The organism is Coleofasciculus sp. F4-SAH-05, assembly GCF_040222985.1.
Taxonomy (GTDB): Bacteria; Cyanobacteriota; Cyanobacteriia; order Cyanobacteriales; family Coleofasciculaceae; genus Coleofasciculus; species Coleofasciculus chthonoplastes.
The window spans coordinates 62,977-79,572 of record NZ_JAVKBY010000205.1 but is presented as its reverse complement, the minus strand read 5'-3'; the positions used below and the strand labels follow the sequence as shown (position 1 = coordinate 79,572).

Annotated in this window: 15 protein-coding genes and 1 pseudogene; 5 read left to right on the top strand and 11 right to left on the bottom strand. The window is 45.3% G+C overall.

All coding sequences use genetic code 11. From position 1 onward, the window contains the following. Positions 1-121 precede the first annotated feature (121 nt). The 4 genes and pseudogenes from RIG27_RS24775 to RIG27_RS24760 all read right to left on the bottom strand — a co-directional run. Positions 122-1,552, bottom strand: a complete 1,431-nt coding sequence (locus RIG27_RS24775; protein WP_446349626.1) for an aspartate ammonia-lyase — start codon at positions 1,550-1,552, stop codon at positions 122-124. A gap of 490 nt (positions 1,553-2,042) precedes the next feature. Further along, the gene (locus tag RIG27_RS24770; RefSeq protein WP_446349625.1) at positions 2,043-2,627 is read right to left on the bottom strand and encodes a hypothetical protein; all 585 of its coding nucleotides are present in this window, start codon (positions 2,625-2,627) and stop codon (positions 2,043-2,045) included. 694 nt (positions 2,628-3,321) lie between these two features. Further along, complete coding sequence (locus RIG27_RS24765; protein ID WP_446349623.1) at positions 3,322-4,083, bottom strand: biopolymer transporter ExbD; 762 nt, start codon at positions 4,081-4,083, stop codon at positions 3,322-3,324. 432 nt (positions 4,084-4,515) lie between these two features. Next, positions 4,516-5,175 (bottom strand): annotated as a pseudogene (locus tag RIG27_RS24760) (MotA/TolQ/ExbB proton channel family protein); the annotation flags it as partial. 688 nt (positions 5,176-5,863) lie between these two features. Here RIG27_RS24760 and RIG27_RS24755 point away from each other — a divergent pair. The 3 genes from RIG27_RS24755 (at position 5,864) to RIG27_RS24745 (ending at position 9,268) form a co-directional block, all read left to right on the top strand. Next, complete coding sequence (locus tag RIG27_RS24755) at positions 5,864-8,329, top strand: toll/interleukin-1 receptor domain-containing protein (RefSeq protein WP_446349621.1); 2,466 nt, start codon at positions 5,864-5,866, stop codon at positions 8,327-8,329. Between the two features lie 157 nt (positions 8,330-8,486). Continuing rightward, positions 8,487-8,789, top strand: coding sequence for a YkvA family protein (locus RIG27_RS24750; RefSeq protein WP_446349619.1), 303 nt, complete (start codon positions 8,487-8,489; stop codon positions 8,787-8,789). 206 nt (positions 8,790-8,995) lie between these two features. After that, positions 8,996-9,268, top strand: a complete 273-nt coding sequence (locus RIG27_RS24745; protein ID WP_446349617.1) for a cupin domain-containing protein — start codon at positions 8,996-8,998, stop codon at positions 9,266-9,268. Positions 9,269-9,708: 440 nt separating this feature from the next. On the opposite strand, the gene RIG27_RS24740 is transcribed toward RIG27_RS24745, so the two are convergent. Next, a complete protein-coding gene (locus tag RIG27_RS24740) occupies positions 9,709-10,497 on the bottom strand; it encodes a DUF4058 family protein (protein ID WP_006101411.1) in 789 nt (262 codons plus the stop codon). Positions 10,498-10,903: 406 nt separating this feature from the next. Here RIG27_RS24740 and RIG27_RS24735 point away from each other — a divergent pair, with 406 nt between their 5' ends. Beyond that, a complete protein-coding gene (locus RIG27_RS24735; RefSeq protein WP_446349632.1) occupies positions 10,904-11,644 on the top strand; it encodes a DUF554 domain-containing protein in 741 nt (246 codons plus the stop codon). Here RIG27_RS24735 and RIG27_RS24730 read toward each other — a convergent pair. The 6 genes from RIG27_RS24730 to RIG27_RS24705 all read right to left on the bottom strand — a co-directional run bounded on the left by RIG27_RS24730 (position 11,631) and on the right by RIG27_RS24705 (position 16,333). Further along, complete coding sequence (locus tag RIG27_RS24730) at positions 11,631-11,921, bottom strand: DUF2470 domain-containing protein (RefSeq protein WP_446349615.1); 291 nt, start codon at positions 11,919-11,921, stop codon at positions 11,631-11,633. The genes RIG27_RS24735 and RIG27_RS24730 overlap by 14 nt on opposite strands. Beyond that, positions 11,914-12,444 (bottom strand): hypothetical protein, encoded by a 531-nt coding sequence (locus RIG27_RS24725; protein WP_446349613.1) that lies wholly within the window; start codon positions 12,442-12,444, stop codon positions 11,914-11,916. Before RIG27_RS24725 ends, RIG27_RS24730 begins: the two co-directional genes overlap by 8 nt. Before the next feature lie 133 nt (positions 12,445-12,577). Next, the gene (locus RIG27_RS24720; protein WP_446349611.1) at positions 12,578-13,246 is read right to left on the bottom strand and encodes an HAS-barrel domain-containing protein; all 669 of its coding nucleotides are present in this window, start codon (positions 13,244-13,246) and stop codon (positions 12,578-12,580) included. Between the two features lie 161 nt (positions 13,247-13,407). Further along, on the bottom strand, positions 13,408-13,593 hold the full coding sequence (locus RIG27_RS24715; protein ID WP_446349609.1) for an NAD(P)H dehydrogenase subunit NdhS: 186 nt from the start codon (positions 13,591-13,593) through the stop codon (positions 13,408-13,410). A gap of 199 nt (positions 13,594-13,792) precedes the next feature. Continuing rightward, positions 13,793-15,052: a rod shape-determining protein RodA gene (gene rodA, locus RIG27_RS24710; RefSeq protein WP_446349607.1), complete on the bottom strand. Its 1,260-nt coding sequence runs from the start codon at positions 15,050-15,052 to the stop codon at positions 13,793-13,795. A 213-nt stretch (positions 15,053-15,265) separates the two neighbouring features. Then, positions 15,266-16,333, bottom strand: a complete 1,068-nt coding sequence (locus RIG27_RS24705) for an Mrp/NBP35 family ATP-binding protein (RefSeq protein ID WP_446349605.1) — start codon at positions 16,331-16,333, stop codon at positions 15,266-15,268. 28 nt (positions 16,334-16,361) lie between these two features. Between RIG27_RS24705 and RIG27_RS24700 the strand changes: the two genes are divergently transcribed. Next, the gene (locus RIG27_RS24700; protein ID WP_446349603.1) at positions 16,362-16,487 is read left to right on the top strand and encodes a hypothetical protein; all 126 of its coding nucleotides are present in this window, start codon (positions 16,362-16,364) and stop codon (positions 16,485-16,487) included. Positions 16,488-16,596 lie beyond the last annotated feature (109 nt).

The following is a 16,596-nucleotide window of genomic DNA, read 5'->3' as shown; positions in this document are numbered from 1 at the left end:
TTAGAGATAATCCGAACTAGGGAAGTATTCGGAAGTCTGTACCAAGTTTAGACTCAGTGCGGATATTCAACTCTTGCGTTGCTAGATTTGTCTCTAACAATCCCTAACAGAGAAGCGATAGCTAGGTTAGGGTTGTTGAATGGTTAGACGACAAGGCACTCATTTTATCAAGATCGAGTACCTTAGCTAAGTCTTCAGCACTCATCAATCCTTTGTCGAGTACGATTTGTCGTAGAGATTTGCCTGTTTCTAGGGATTCCTTGGCGACAGCCGCCGCGTTGAGATAACCGATGTGGGGATTCAGGGCGGTGACTAATGCTAGACTCCCTTCGGCATAGTCCAAACAGCGATCGCGTCGGGCTGTGATTCCGGCTAGACATTTTTGGGTTAGGGCAGATAGGGTATTGCCGAGAATTTCAATACTGTGAATCAGATTATAGGCAATCAACGGCATCATCACATTCAACTCCAATTGACCCGCTTGAGCCGCCAAGGCGATCGCGCTGTCATACCCCATCACCTGAAAGCATACCATAGAGGTCATTTCCGCCATCACCGGGTTATATTTTCCCGGCATAATCGATGATCCCGGTTGCACGGGGGGAAGCTGAATTTCCTTGAATCCGGTTTTGGGTCCCGAATCCATGAGCCGCAAATCATGGGAAATTTTCACCAAATCCTGTGCTAAATTCCGTAAACTACCCGATACATTAACAAATGGTGCCATACTCTGCATCGCCGCCATGAGATGGGGGGCAGATTTGAGGGGTTGATCCACCAGTTGGGCAAGAATTTGGGCAACCTGATGGCGATAGTCGGGATGGGTGTTTAATCCCGTTCCCGCCGCACTTCCCCCTAATCCCAGTACCATTAAATCTTCTGAGGCTCGTTCAATCCGAGTGGTATGATCCGTGATAATTTGCGCCCACGCCCGAAAGTCTTCCCCTAGGCGCACCGGTACGGCGTCTTGGAGATGGGTTCTGCCGGATTTAACTACATCTTGGAATTCATCCCCTTTGTTATCCAGGGCGGTAATCGCATCAGATAGGGCTGGATACAAAGTATGTTCTAAAGCCAACAGCGCCCCGATTCTAATCGCTGTGGGGATGACATCATTCGTGGATTGTCCATAATTGACGTGATCATTGGGGCTAACCCGTTTATAGTTCCCCTTCTCATCGCCCAGGATTTCCAATGCCCGATTTGCCAACACCTCATTAATATTCATGTGGTGGGATGTGCCAGCGCCCGCTTGGTAAATATCGACGACAAATTGATCCCGCCATTGTCCTTTGAGAACTTCATCAGCCGCTTGGATAATCCCTTGGCTAATATCTTGGGGAATACAGCCTAGATTACCATTCGCGATCGCGGTGGCTTTTTTTATCAGTACACAGGCGTCTATATAGGTAGGTAAGGGTTTAATCCCGCTGATGGGAAAGTTTTCAATTGCCCTTAGGGTTTGAATCCCGTAGTAGGCATGGTTGGGGATTTCGCGTTCCCCCATAGAATCTTGTTCGATTCGATATCCTGTACCGGATTTATCAGTCATAGTCACTCAAAACTGAACACTCTCTCACTTAGGCGGGTTGGGTTTTGAGAAAACTTTATCACTAATTTCCTATTCCTGCCTCTACTTAGGGCGGACTGAATGAATTTAGAAGCTATACCAGACAAGGGTTTCAAGTATTTTCGGCTAAACAAGTGCGTTGGTTATTCTAACTGGAGTTTAGACTATGACAAAATAGCCCATTCTTCTTTTTGGACCCAGAGTTGAGTAAATTGCTCAAAATAAGTGTCTAATTCTTCTTGTTTTTAAAGTATAGCAGCCACCAGGGCGATTAGGACAATGCCAAATGTCGAAACCTTGTTCAAGTGATATTGCTTATAGGGTGAATAGGGTGAAGCATTTGGATGCTGACGGGGTGACAATAATACCTGAACCTCTTGTCTATCAAGGCTTTTATCTAGCACCAATAGATTTAATTATTGTCAAATAATTAAAATTCCAAGAAACGGTTATCCTTTCTTTTCTAAATTCATTATCTATTTCTTATTGTAAATCTTAAGTTTTGGTCTCTCCAACCTGTATCATCACCTAAATAGATGGTTTCCCTATCCCACTCAGAGGCACATTTCCAACCAGTATTAATTACCTCTCCTGTACTACCACTTCTTCTTCTATGCTGTAAACATATTTCGTAATTCTCTCTAGGAGTATAGATAGTAAAACTCAACTTTTGCTCCTTCCAACCAGTGTCGTCTCCTAAACTTACTGACTGAATGTCATTATAAGATCGGCTACATTTACTATTTCTAAGTAATCCACTAGCAGGGCTAACTCTAGTATGCTCAAAACAAATTTTAGCGTCACCAATCACTTTAAAAGCTAATTCTTGATCCTTCCAACCTGTATCATCTCCTAGTCCAATCCATTTACTAAAATCACCTGCTCTTGAACATACCCAATTAGTATCTATCACATTTCCAGATGAACCACTTATTCTTGTATGTCTTAGACACAAACCGGGAGTAGTATTTTGACTATTTGTTTTTGAACTAATACCGAGTATCAATAATGTTGTTGTTAAAAAACAATAACCTATTTTTTTGAAGTCTTTAAGCATGATGAGCTCCTGTATTAATTCCTGTCTGATAACAGTTGCGCTACTACTGATACGATTTCTCCATGATACTGCGCCTAATGAAAATCTCAGACAATTGTCTCCACAGAAAACATATTAGTTGCAAGATTAAAGATAAATGGTATGAGACAGCTATTGCAATACTTTACTGCTTCTGATTTTAGATTTAATGATTATAGCACCCAAAATTCGTGGAAGTCAAGAGCCTCTCATTCTAAGATACTGTGGGTCAGTTAACTGGGTGGTCAAACCCCTCAACCCAATAAAATACTTGGCTAGCAAGCGTTTCCCCTATTTCCCCATCTCCCTATCTCCCTACGATTTTACGCTTCTTTGAGGTGATTCGCCCACAGTATCTTCTAATTCCAGGTGGGGCAAAGATTTCACCTTAAGTTGACACCCATGATTGCATACGCCCAGAATCACGCCGCCAAAATCCTCATTCACTATAAAAATACAACTCCCAATGAGAGACTAAGATAGATACAGCGCAAGATGTTGTCGGGGATCTGTCTGTGTACCTCACGATAATGCCGCTAATTTAATTTGAGCGATATCAACATAATGTAAATTCTGTACATAACCCTCAAACCCTTACATAAGACTAAGGACAAATGACGAAGGACGAATGACAATCTCAGCCGTTAACTTTTATTGTCCCTACCTACTTAAAAAATTATTCCCCTTGCGGCTGCGGTGACGTCGGCGTGCCAGAATTGGGTGGAACAGAACCACCGGGGTTGATGGGCAATTGTCCAGGAGCAGGTGATAAACTACCTGGATTGGGTTGGGGTGTTCCAAATTGAGGTTGACCCGGAATCCCTGGAAATTGAGGCGGCAAATTGGGATTAAATGTGCCATCCTGATTCATTGGCATTTGTCCGGGATTGGGGTTAAATTCGGGGACTCCAGTTGGCGGAGACAGGGGATTCGTTCCCGGAATTTGCGGCGATTGTCCGGGTGAATTGGCTAGCGCTACGCGATCGCCCCCGACTTCTCGCAGCAAGTCCAAAACTTGCACGACTTCGTTATACATGGCATTGGGGGAAGCGTAGAGGACAAACACGCCACTGGGGTTTTGTTGTTTGTAAGCTTGGAGTTGTTGAATAAACTGTTCCTGGCTAATTACCGGATTTTTCTCTACATACACTTGCCCCAATTCATCCAGACTGATCATCAGAATTTGTCGTCCCTGGGCGGTTCCGGTACTGGCTTTGGGTAAATCCACATTAATGGCTTGTTGGCGAGATAGACCTACGGCTGCCAGGATAAAGAAGGTCAGGATACAGAAAATAACATCAATTAGCGGTACGATTTCAATCCGAACTTCTTCGGTTGAGGAATCCATCCGCAAGTTTAAACGGCGGGGCAATGGGGGGACAAAAGCGGCACGTTTTTTTGGGGTTCGCGGCTGGGATGGCTGGCGTAGTGTTGTCATCGTTTTGAGTTGCAAAAGGTCAAAAGAGGGCAGAGGGCTGAACTTGTTTATGGTGTCTGCTTTTTCGCCTATTATTAACAGGTGGTAATTTGCAGCCAAGCTGCACGAATAATATCTGTAAAATTAAACAAACGATGTCTAATTTTCCGGCTTTCCTTGAGGGTTGGGGACAGGAGTGCGATCGGTTTGGGGGACTTGAGAATTGTCTGGGGAAACTTTATCATCTTGGTTTTTTTTAGCATTGGGGACAGGAGTGCGATCGGTTTCTGGGACTTGAGAATTGTCTGAAGCAAGGTTATTGTCTGGGGTAGTTTTAGCATTGGCGACAGGAGTGCGATCGTCCGGCTTCTGCTGGGATTGAGGTTTTGGGGGTGGAGTGCGATCGCGTTTGGGAACCTCAAAACTCTCTTGGTAAACGTTAACCGTATTGTCTTGGAGGTGATCATTCATCATTTGATCACTATCCTCGGCTTGTAACCAATCTTGGCGATACAGTAATTCCAACTCTGTCCCCGCTTTACGGAATATTTTGACTTGGTTAAACCAAAAGCCTTGAAAGAGTCGATAAAATGCCAAACTGGTAATCGCAATAATTAGTCCTGTCGCTGTACTAATCAGCGCTTCACCGATCCCCAACGTTACCCCAGCGGTGGAGGCTGTACCCAGTTGATCAATAGTAATTGAGCCTAAGGAGTTGATTAAACCCAGTACCGTTCCCAGTAACCCCAACAGCGGAGACAGGGCAATCACCGCTTCTAATAGCTTATCGCCGCGTCGCATCGCCGCTAACTCGTCATCAGCCGCCCCCTCTAAAGCCAAGCGGAACAATTCCGGTTCGGGGCTGATCAGGCGTAGGGGAGCATATAAATATCGTCCCACAGGTTGTCGCCGTGATTTAAGCGCGATTTCTCTAGCCACCTGCCAATTTTGAGCGGCTGCATCCAGCACCCGATTGACAATTTCCTGTTGTTTCAATAGGATTCCCGCCCAAAACCAGAGGCGTTCAAAAATTGTACCAACTGCCAGGATCGAAAGCCCTAACAGGGGCCACATGGCGATTCCGCCCTTTTCAATAACCGCAACAATATCCATATCAGTTGTTAACCTCCCTTGATTGCTAAGTCTAATTGCCTTTGTTAAAATGCAAGCCACTCCAATTCTAGGGATTTCTCGCCGCTTGCAAAGAGGTTGATTAATTTTCGCGGCTAGAGCGCGGGATTCGGGAGAGGCGGGTGGCGATTTGGCAACTGTCTCAATACGGTTCGGTAGAGACGCGCCATGGCGCGTCTGGAAGCTGGGGAAGAAAACAATCAATTGTTATTGTCAATAATGGCAAAATTCTCGTAGTGCGTTAAGCGAAGCCATGCCGCAGGCTTTGCATCTTGCTCGCTACTCATCCCCAACTTAAATTAAATGGCACTGAAAATTTATATTTTTGGATCGCCGCAACACTTGATATACCGTAGGGTGGGCAATGCCCACCAGCAAAAATTTCAGTACCATTCAACCTAAATTTTTGCACAAAATGTTCTTATCGGTTGGGCATGTGCGATCGCTCCGGCTTGTAGTAGGGAACCTTAGCCCTAAAGTTCTTTAGCCTAGATTCCGCCCTAGTAACATGCGCCAACCCAACCTACTGGACTGACACAGCTAAAATGGTGGCATAGATTTTACGATTAAATTGGGCGCACGTCGGTGCGCCCCTACAATCGTCATCCACCCCATTAGGTGTGTCACGCTACGACAAGGGTGACATTTAACTAGGGACAAATACCAGGAAATGACAACATTATTTGATGCCTTTATCTCTTACGGACGAGCCGATAGTAAAGCTTTCGCTCAAAACCTGCAAGCGCGTCTCACTCAACAAGGGTTTAACGTCTGGTTTGACTTCAATGATATTCCCCTAGCTGTAGACTTCCAGAATCAAATTGATGATGGTATCGAAAAAGCCAGTTATTTTCTATTTATCATTGCGCCTCATTCCGTCAACTCTCCCTATTGCCTAAAAGAAATTGAACTGGCGATTAAGCTGAATAAACGGATTATTCCTATATTACACGTTATGGACATTAGCCAGGAAACCTGGCAGCAGCGTAATCCTAATAGTACAGAGTCAGAGTGGCAAGCCTATAAAGAAAAGGGATTGCACGAAAGCTACCAGAATATGCACCCAACAATCCGTAAACTCAACTGGGTGTATTTTCAGGAGGGGATAAACGATTTTGACGCCTCCTTAACTGACTTGGTTAAGCTACTTCGTTCTCATACAGACTATGTACAACAGCACACTGACTTGTTAGTTAAAGCCTTGGAGTGGGAGAGAAATCAAAAGCAACATAGTTGGTTATTAGTTGGCGAAGAGAGACAACAGGCAGAAGCTTGGTTAAAGATACGGTTTAAAGATGAACAACCGCCTTGTCTTCCCACTGACTTACATTGCGAATACATCACCGAAAGTATCAAGAATGCCAATAACTTGATGACTCAGGTGATTATTGCCTATAGCGACGAGGATAAGGCGACGATGGAAAAGATTCGTCGCAGTTTAAGGCGAGAAAGTATTACCGTGTGGACAAATACCACCGATATCAAAACCGGAGAATCCTTTGAGGAGGCGATTAAACGGGGGATTGAACAGGCGGATAATTTGGTGTATATGATTTCACCGGATTCCATAGGCTCGAAATACTGCCAACAAGAATTAGACTTGGCGGTATCACTACACAAGCGAATTATTCCGGTATTGGTACGGGAAACACCCGTGGAACAAATCCCACCCGTGCTACAGGGATTACAATATATTGACCTCACCGATAATGTAAAGGAAGAGGATTATCACCTTGATGAAAGTCAGTTATTACGGATTCTGCATCAGGATGAGGCTTATTATCGAGAACATAAGATTTTACTGACTAAAGCGCTCAAGTGGAAAGAGCAATACTCCAATCCCAGTATTCTGCTACGAGGCTATAACTTACGCAGTGCTGAGGCGTGGTTAAAGGTGGCACAAAAACGGACACAACATCCACCCACCGCCTTACAGGAAGAATATATTGCTGAAAGCCTACGACAACCGCCATTAGAATCATTGGATGTATTTATCTCTTATTCTCGTGCGGACTCAGATTTAGCGAGAAAGCTAAATGAGGCATTACAAATGCAGGGGAAAACGACGTGGTTTGACCAGGAAAGTATTGCGTCGGGGAGTGACTTTCATCATGAGATTCAGGCAGGGATTAAAGCCTGTGATAACTTTTTGTTTATTCTTTCACCCCGTTCGGTTAATTCACCGTACTGTGCTGATGAGGTAGACTATGCAGCCAGTTTAAATAAGCGGTTTATCACCGTATTACATCAGCCAGTAGACTCGGCAGATTTGCATCCAGAATTAGCTAAGATTCAGTGGATTGACTTCAATCAGAATCAACGGGAGTTTAATGCCAATTTCAATCAATTGGTCAGGGCTTTAGATACGGATAGAGAACACGTTCACCTGCATAGCAAATGGTCACAGCGGGCGCTGGAGTGGCAGCAGCATGATCAAAGTGATGATTTGTTGTTGCAGGGAAATGAATTAGCCATTGCACAAGACTGGTTACAGGAAACGAATCAAAGCCGGAAAAAGCCTTCAGCCACCGACTTTCAAAACGCATTTATTCAGGCAAGTCTAGCGGCAAAAGAGGCTCATTTGCATCAAGAAGAAAGTCGCCGTCAACGAGAACTTAAACAAGCTCGCCGCATTATCGTTGTATCGGTTACTGCTTTGATTGGGTTGATGGGTTTAACTAGCTTGGCTGTATTCCAGTGGCGGGAATCAGAAAAAAGGATGGCAGGTCAAATTGATGCGTTAAGCCGATTTTCCCAGATACTGGTTAAATCAAATCTGAAATTCGATGCTCTGATTGAAGGGATTCGGGCAGGAGAGCTACTCAAAAAATCGAATCCAGACAACTTGGAGAGTGAGAAGCGAATTTTCAATAGTTTGCAGACGGTAATTTATGAAAGCAAATTTAGAGAGCGGAATCGACTAACTGGTCATGAAGCATCAGTCATTAGCGTAGTGTTCAGCCCAGATGGAAACACGATTGCTTCTGCTAGTTATGATAAAACAGTCAGGTTGTGGAATTTAGACGATTTAACGCTAGATGTACTCATGCATAGAGCCTGTGATTGGGTTGGGGATTATTTGAAGCACAACGCCCCAGATAGCGATAAGTTTCTGTGTGATGATGTAAAACAGTAACAAACGCGATTCCCATCATCCCCGCCAAATCCCCATCCCATCAAACTCTCCCCCTCACGTCAGTAGGTGTAAGTTCTGCACCTGAACAGGTGGGTTATCCCTATAGAGATTCCGGGATGAATTTGGCAAGATGAAAGGTAGCTGTCGGGAAAAACTGATGAATAATTTTTCAATCCAATCCATTTATAACTGGTATCGTAACGCGGTTCGCAATCCTAAATACCGTTGGTGGATAGTCTTAGGGACTCTCCTTTACGTGTTTAGTCCCATTGATATCGCCCCAGACTTTATTCCAATTGTCGGGCAAATTGATGATGTCGTCGTGCTGACGCTGCTGGTGTCTGAGATGTCGCAGTGGTTGATTGATTTGGTTAAATCTCGCCAAGCGGGAATCGTCACGGAAGAAACCAGTACGACACCGGAAGCTACGGTAGATGTGAAATCCGTTTCTGTCGAATAGCCCATCCTGTCAGGCTTGTAGTAGGGAACCTTAGTCTCTATCTTTTGTTGGGTTTCCTGGCGTCAACCCAACCTACTGGCTTGGCACAACTAAAATAGGGCTTTGTTTGTAGTAAGCACTTTAGTGCTTTAACGCCTAGCTTGAGAGGGCTAAAGCCCTCACTACGAACTCAATCTATTCGACAATTTTAGCTGTTTCAGTTCACCATGGACTATTCTACTGTTAAAAGTGACTGGCAAAACCGAGGCTTTAGTTGTGGAATTTGGACGGATTCGCCGGGACAGGTGTGGGCAGATTATGTCCACGATACGGATGAACTGATAATCCTTTTGGAAGAAGACATTGAGTTATCGTTTCAAGGGAAAACATTTCGTCCCCAAGTCGGAGAGGAAGTGCTGATTCCAGCAAAAGAACCTCATACGGTTAAAAATGTGGGGGATAGGACGAGTCGTTGGTACTATGGTTATAAGCGAGGGTAGGGGAAATCCATGAAGCTTTGGTTTCACTTAAGGTGAAAACCAACATTGGTAACCTTTTTGGTTGTGTACCCTCACGGTAATCTGACTTGTCAAATACACTCACGAAACCGACGAATCGGGGCGAGTTTATTCACATCTGGGTGCAACCGAAAAGATAGTAGTAAAACCCGCCCCTACACATTTATGTGCCATACCAGACTCTTCAGCGCGTTAGGTCAAAATTATATGCCGTGAAACTCAAAATTTCACCCTCATCCCCTAACCCCTTCTCCCATCCAGGGAGAAGGGGAAATAATCATAATGAAGTCTTTTCTTGCTCCCCTCTCCCACACTTGGGAGAGGGGCTGGGGGTGAGGGCTGTAACTTAAATAGACATGGATGCTAATGAAGAGTTTTCTACAAATTGCGATTCAATGTAAAAGCAAGTTTAAGTCCTATTCTTAATTATTTCGATGCCCTGTTTCTCGCAAGAGTCTATCTGCCCAAACCGCATCTTTTTCCGACAACGGTGGAACGGGTTCTTGATTATAATCAATCGCTAAATTGTATCTGGCACGTTCATATACACCATTCAACAACGTTTGTAAATCGACCAGAGGTTCTAGATCCTCTGACTGTAACGGTAATCCAAACGAGGGAATCACATCTCGCACGCTAAACCCATACAATTGGGCTAGAGGACGGCAATCGCCTCGACTCACCACAATTCGATAATCTGAAAGAGGGACTTCGCCTAAAAATACCATCGGCTTTCCCCCTCGAAGTAAATCAATTTCGACGAGATGAGCAGTCGTCGTTAATACTTTTTTGCGCTTCCGTTCGTAAGCTTTTCTCCCTTCACCTGCACGTTTATTTTTAGGCGATATAATTTCAATCACTGTAACAACATAACTGGTGGCGACTTCTCTAATTTCTAAATAACTCTCTTTGATAGGTTCGGGTACAGGCATTGTTACGGTTACAGCTTCAGATGTATCGGGATAGGTGGCGGTTGATGCCGTTGGTTTAGTATTCTTCTGTTGAGAAAATACAGAGACATCAGGAATTCCTAACAAAACCGAATCTGACTCATCACTTAAATACGTGCGCTGCTCAATTGCCACCCGATATTGCGGCGGAATTTGCGGGGCTAAAAAGTCAGCAAGGTTTACAATTAAGCGATTATGTACTTCTGACCAAAATGCCGAATTTTCTAAATAAGGATTCATGCCGGGAAAGGGAGAAGCCATAGAACACTCCTTGAGCCAAGATGGATTAAATACTATATTAGATTAGGTTCGTAGTAAGGGACCTTAGCCCTGAGATTGATTAAGATTGAATCGGGCGCACGTCAATGGAATTGGGAGCACGTCAGTGGAATTGGGCGCACGTCTATCATCTGTGTCAACTTAAGCTCAACCCCTCTCCCCCAGCCCCTCTCCCACGCCGGGGAGAGGGGATGGGGGTGAGGGTTCCCCTTCTCCCCACGGTGGGAGAAGGGGTTAGGGGATGAGGGGGAAATGTCGAGGAGTAGACAGACACAGCTTAAAACCTTGTCAGTATTAGTTTGCACCTTAAGTTGACACCAATGCACGTCTATGCGCCCCTACGGTTTTTGGGCGTAAGGTTAATGTATTCACGTTGACAGTTAATATTTTGCTAACTGATTTCTTTGCCAAGACAAGCGGCACTTGGATAAATGTGATAACGGTAGCCATTGGTACAACTGTCGGGTTGTTACTGAAGCACCGTTTACCTAAACCCATGCAACAAATTATCACCCAAGGGGTAGGGCTTCTCACCCTATTTCTGGGTGTCACCATGGCGGCGAGTATGACTCAGGTGCAAGCAGGGCGTATTGATGGTGTGGTGTTGGCACTGATTAGCATTGTCTTGGGAGGATTACTGGGAGAATGGTGGCAAATTGAAGCTAGACTGCAATCGGTGGGACATTGGCTGAAAACTCGGTTTCGCGGAAGTGGTACTTTTACAGAAGGATTTGTGGCGGCTAGCTTATTGTTTTGTGTGGGTCCAATGACGTTGCTGGGGAGTCTGAATAATGGCTTGACGGGTGACGATACCTTGCTGACACTCAAAGCCGTGATGGATGGAATCGCCGCGATCGCACTTTCGAGTAGTTTTGGAGTTGGTGTGGGTTTTTCGATTATTGTGATTCTCGTCTATCAGGGCGGAATTTCTCTGGTGGCGGGAGTATTGGCGCAAGCAATCCCCGATCCCGCCACTGATCCCCGCATTCTTTTGATTACAGGGGTGGGGGGATTAATGATTTTGGGGACGGGAATCAACCTGTTACAGTTGACCCACATCCGTGTTGCATCCTTTTTACCCGCGTTGGTAGCCGCTCCGTTAATTTATCACGTCGCTAGGTTGATTTAGCCGCACCTCTGGCTTGCTTCACCATGTCAATTAAGGTGTGGTGGGCATCTTCGGAGTCTTTGAGGGTGTGATCAAATTCAATGCGTAAGGGAACCGACTCACCCTGACGTTGGGCGATTAAATTCATCCCTGTCGCATCAATGGATTGCATTTGAGCCGCCTCCGTATCGGGAGAATTCCCGAAGGTGCGGGCATAAAGCGCGATCGCGTCAGCATGATCCTCATTCATGTGCTTACAGATGCGATCGCTCACTTGTTGGGTAAACTGTTCAGACATAACTCCTACTGGTATACGGGATAGTTGTATTGTTTCTCAAACTGGGGTGTGGCTGCAATTCTGATGTTTCACTCAGTCTGAGAATTGCGGAAATGTCCAGGATTTCGGGAAGCGTCGAATCTCTATCTCTACAGCAACTGTCATAGTTCATAAACTGGGGAACAGCACCACGGCTACTGGCGGTTTCGTTGAGGCGAATCTGATCGCCTGACAAATCGGTTCGGTAAAAATAACGTTTGCCGCTTTGGGTATCAATCACCTCGATTTGCCAACCTTCTGTTAGCGCAGCTAGGCATGATTCAGCCGCACCTCCTAGCCCTAAGCAGCCGTCTGACCAAGTTTCGCGGCTATGGCGACCAATTTCTAGTTGATCAACAGTAACATTAAGGCGATCGGCAAGGGCAACTTTGACTTGATTATTAATAGTGTCTGGCAATGGCTGATCAGGAGTTTCTGCTACTGTTGTCCTGTCTGGACTATTAGCAGGAGTTGGAACGGGTTGCGGGATTGTTGAGCAAGACAACAAAAGAACTGTACTGAACAACGAAAATGTAATGCGAGGAATCATCTGGAGCGGTTAAAAGTCAAGACAGTTTCAATCTAGCGTCTAGAACTAAGCTCAACTGAGGGTTTTACGGGAATTGATACTAAATCCGTTACCAATGTAGTTGACTCAAAATATACCGCAAACGGTCATAATCATCCTTGAGTAAAACACTTAAGGTTCGCCCTGCTTGAACTAACCAGTCGCGATCGCCTTTACGGATTTGATAGACTTCTCGGATCGCTGCCGCCGTTAACGCTTCTACTGGCGCTCCAGTCACTAAGAGAAGGGTGCGTAAAAAATCCAATTGTTCACTAAAGTGAATAATCTCGTCTGGTTGACATTGATAGACAGCCTGATGAATTTGCGGCGGACGAGGAGGCAAATATTGATAGGCTCGTCCTCTAGGGGGTTGGTCACCATTATGTCCCTCCCCAGGCGGTATAAATCCAACAATCGCCGCCCGAAACTCCGTTTTCAGCATGGCAAAAATCTGCGGTTGTTGCTCTCGCAATTCTGCCAGTGACAATCCCAACGCGACAGCCCGGTGAACTGAATCAATCGGGCTAGTTGTGGCATGGTAAACAATTGCCATAACCTGATTTCCCGATTCTTCATCAACAGATTTGACCCAACTGCCAAAAGGTGGCATGACAGGAAAACTCAAATCTTCTGGCTCTAAACATTGTGCCAGAAATTCTGTAGTTGCCGTTTCAATGACTTCTGCAATGTGAGGATCAGGGCGTTCTCCAGCCGTAAACTGGGGTAAAGGAAGGCGCATAGTTTAGTCCTTTGTCATTCGTCATTTGTCATTTGTTGTGTTTTATTGATTACTAATACGATTTTGTAGCTGTTGACATTAAGTAGGATTTACGCAAAGGTTCTATATGTATGTAGGGTGCGTTACGCTACGCTAACGCACCTTTTTTAACAAGCATCTTTTTACTTTTTGCCTTTAGGTGTCACCTCTTCAAGTTCCGATAAATTGAACGTGACAATTTTATCCCAGTTACCCCCTTCAAACAGCACACCCGCTTTCCCATCACCAATGCGCTGGACTATCCCTTCAAATTTATAGTAAATATCATCACCGTTGATAACGCGCACAATTGAGCCAGGAAGAATCATAGCTTTTTACCCCTAAATCTCTATCTCTTCAGCTTACTATAATGTGCTAGCTGATAGTTTAGCTAATTTGTCCTCAAACCTTACGCAGCTAAACTCTAGATATTGGTCAAGGTGCGTTACGCTACGCTAACACACCCTACATATAGAACATTTGCCTAAGTCCTACCCTTACAAAGGACAAATGACCAATGACGAATAACTAAAACTTCAATCGGTGTCGGTGATTGGCAACCGATTCCACTAATCCAATCGCTAAAAAGTTTGCCAGTAATGCCGATCGCCCATAACTTAACAACGGTAGTGGAATCCCAGTAATCGGGGCTAAACCAATATTCATACCGATGTTGACTACAGTTTGAAACACAATCATCGATAGTACACCAATTGCCAAGAGTGAGCCAAAGTTATCCTTAGCATTTTGAGCAATGATCACTAACCGTAAACACAACAGCCAAAAGGTAAATAGGACAAGCAAACAACCAATAAATCCGAGTTCTTCACCAATGGCAGAAAAGATAAAATCGGTATGCTGTTCCGGAATAAAGTGGAGTTGGGTTTGCGTCCCCTGATACAGTCCTCTTCCCGTGAGTTGACCTGCGCCAATGGCAATTCGAGACTGAATCAAGTGATATCCTCCGCCTAAGGGATCTTTATCCGGATCTAAGAAAAGAATCAATCGGTCTTTTTGATAATCTTGAAGCAATCCCCACAACAAGTTTCCTAATCCCCCCGAAATCGCATTGGCAACCAATGCTCCCATCCCACCAAAAAGGGACCAGGGTAAAGTCCGCCAACCAATCAACATCATCGCTCCTACCCAGACAAACCATCCGGGCAAAAATACATTGAACATGATCGCGGAAACGATGGGAGAGGCGAAAAGGATTAGCCATCCGGGATTAGCATTTCCCCAATAGAGCATTCCCATCGTAATCGCACCAAACACCAATGAGGTTCCCAAGTTTGGCTCTAAAAATACAAATAGCCAGGGAACAGCGGCAATGGCTAAGATGCGGAATACCGCATTTAATGTTGAAGCCGGTTGCCAGTGGATAATCGCGGCGAGGGTGATAATCAAGCCAATTTTGGCAAATTCCGACGGTTGAACGTGAAAGCCTAGGATATTCAGCCACCGTTGTGCGCCATTTGCCGTCGTTCCCATAATCATCACCGCAAACAACGAGATATTCGTCACCGCATAAACCATCCAATGCCATTGGAGTAAGATTTCGTAACGCGATCGCGCGATCAGAAAACACAGAGTTATACCAATACTGCCAATGATCCAGTGCCACCACCAATCGGTTAGCCCCTCATTCATTTCGGCACTGCGAATCATTACCCCACCGAGAAGGGTGAGACCAAGTGTAACAAATAATAGCTGCCAGTCTAATTCCCGCCATTGGCTGAGGAACATAAGCCAGCGCATTTGGGTACGGGTTAATGACTTTTGGAACATAAATCCTTGGGGAATGCAATTGACGTTTCTAGCAATTAGCGATCTTTAGATGCCCTGTTCAGGAATTTATCAAAAATAGTTTTAGACAATCCCTGATACAATCCTCGGCTCGGTGAAAATAGGGACGAATAGGGAAGAAGGCATTATATTTTAACCCTATAATTCGTTATTTTCCTCCTTCTCCTACGTGTTTACCCAGAATTCAACCCCGTATCAATTAGAGCTGAGGGCAGCAACAGACACTTTTGCCGCAATCGCCTTGGCGATCGCGATCAGCGCTTGAGCTGATGCCGACTCCGGTTCAGCCACGACAATGGGTAAGCCGCGATCGCCTCCTTGTCGCAGGGTAATTTCTAGGGGAATACATCCTAGTAAGGGTATCCCTAATTCCTGAGAGGTTTTTTCACCGCCTCCTGAACCAAACAGATCATACTGGCGATCGGGCAGATCCGGTGGAATAAAATAACTCATGTTTTCAACAATACCCAATACCGGAACCCCCAATTGCTGGAACATCTTCAAACCGCGCCGGGAGTCCAAGAGAGCTACATTTTGTGGTGTTGTCACAATGATCGCCCCAGCCATAGGTACAGCTTGGGCTAAGGTCAACTGAGCATCTCCGGTTCCCGGTGGCATATCCACAATCAGATAATCCAATTCCCCCCAATTCACCTGGTAGAGAAACTGGCGAATAATACCATTTAACATCGGTCCCCGCCAAATCACCGGCTGATCGGGATCAATCAGAAATGCCATAGACACCAATTTAATGCCATGGTTAAAGGCCGGTTCGAGTACCTCTCCTTGAGGACCTTGTTGCACCATCACCTTGGCATCCGCTAATCCCAGCATCGCGGCGGTATTGGGTCCATAAATATCAGCATCAATCAAACCCACCTTGGCTCCCGTCTGGGCGAGGGCAACTGCCACATTCACCGCCACGGTACTTTTGCCCACACCGCCCTTCCCACTGGAAATAGCAACTAGATTTTTCACGCCATCAATCCCTTGGCGATCGGGTAACGATTGCTGCTGCGGTGTCTCTGCTGTCACATCCACCACAACCTCTTCCACATCCGGAAGCTGCTTCACCGCCTTTTGGCAATCCTCCACAATAAACTCCCGCAACGGACAGGCTGGTGTGGTTAACACGAGGGTAAAGCTAACCGTCCCGCCGTCGATTTTCACGTTGCGGATCATATTCAATTCCACCAAACTCTTTTGGAGTTCAGGGTCTTGCACGGGGCGTAGTACGTCTAAAACTGAATGGGTATCAACCATAATCAGGACAAATTCCTAGGGTGACAATGTGCCGGGACAAATATCTTCATCAATCTTAATAGGTTACGGCGCATTGCTCATTTGTCATTTGTCATTCGTCATTCGTCATTCGTCATTTGTCATTTGGTCAGGGCGGGTTTTGCAGCCAAGCTAAGGAAAACCATCAATATTAGTCCCTAAACCCGCCCCTACACACAGATACACCATGGTACATTTCTACCATGACTGTCCTCATCTCCCTCATCTCCCCCATCTCCCTCATC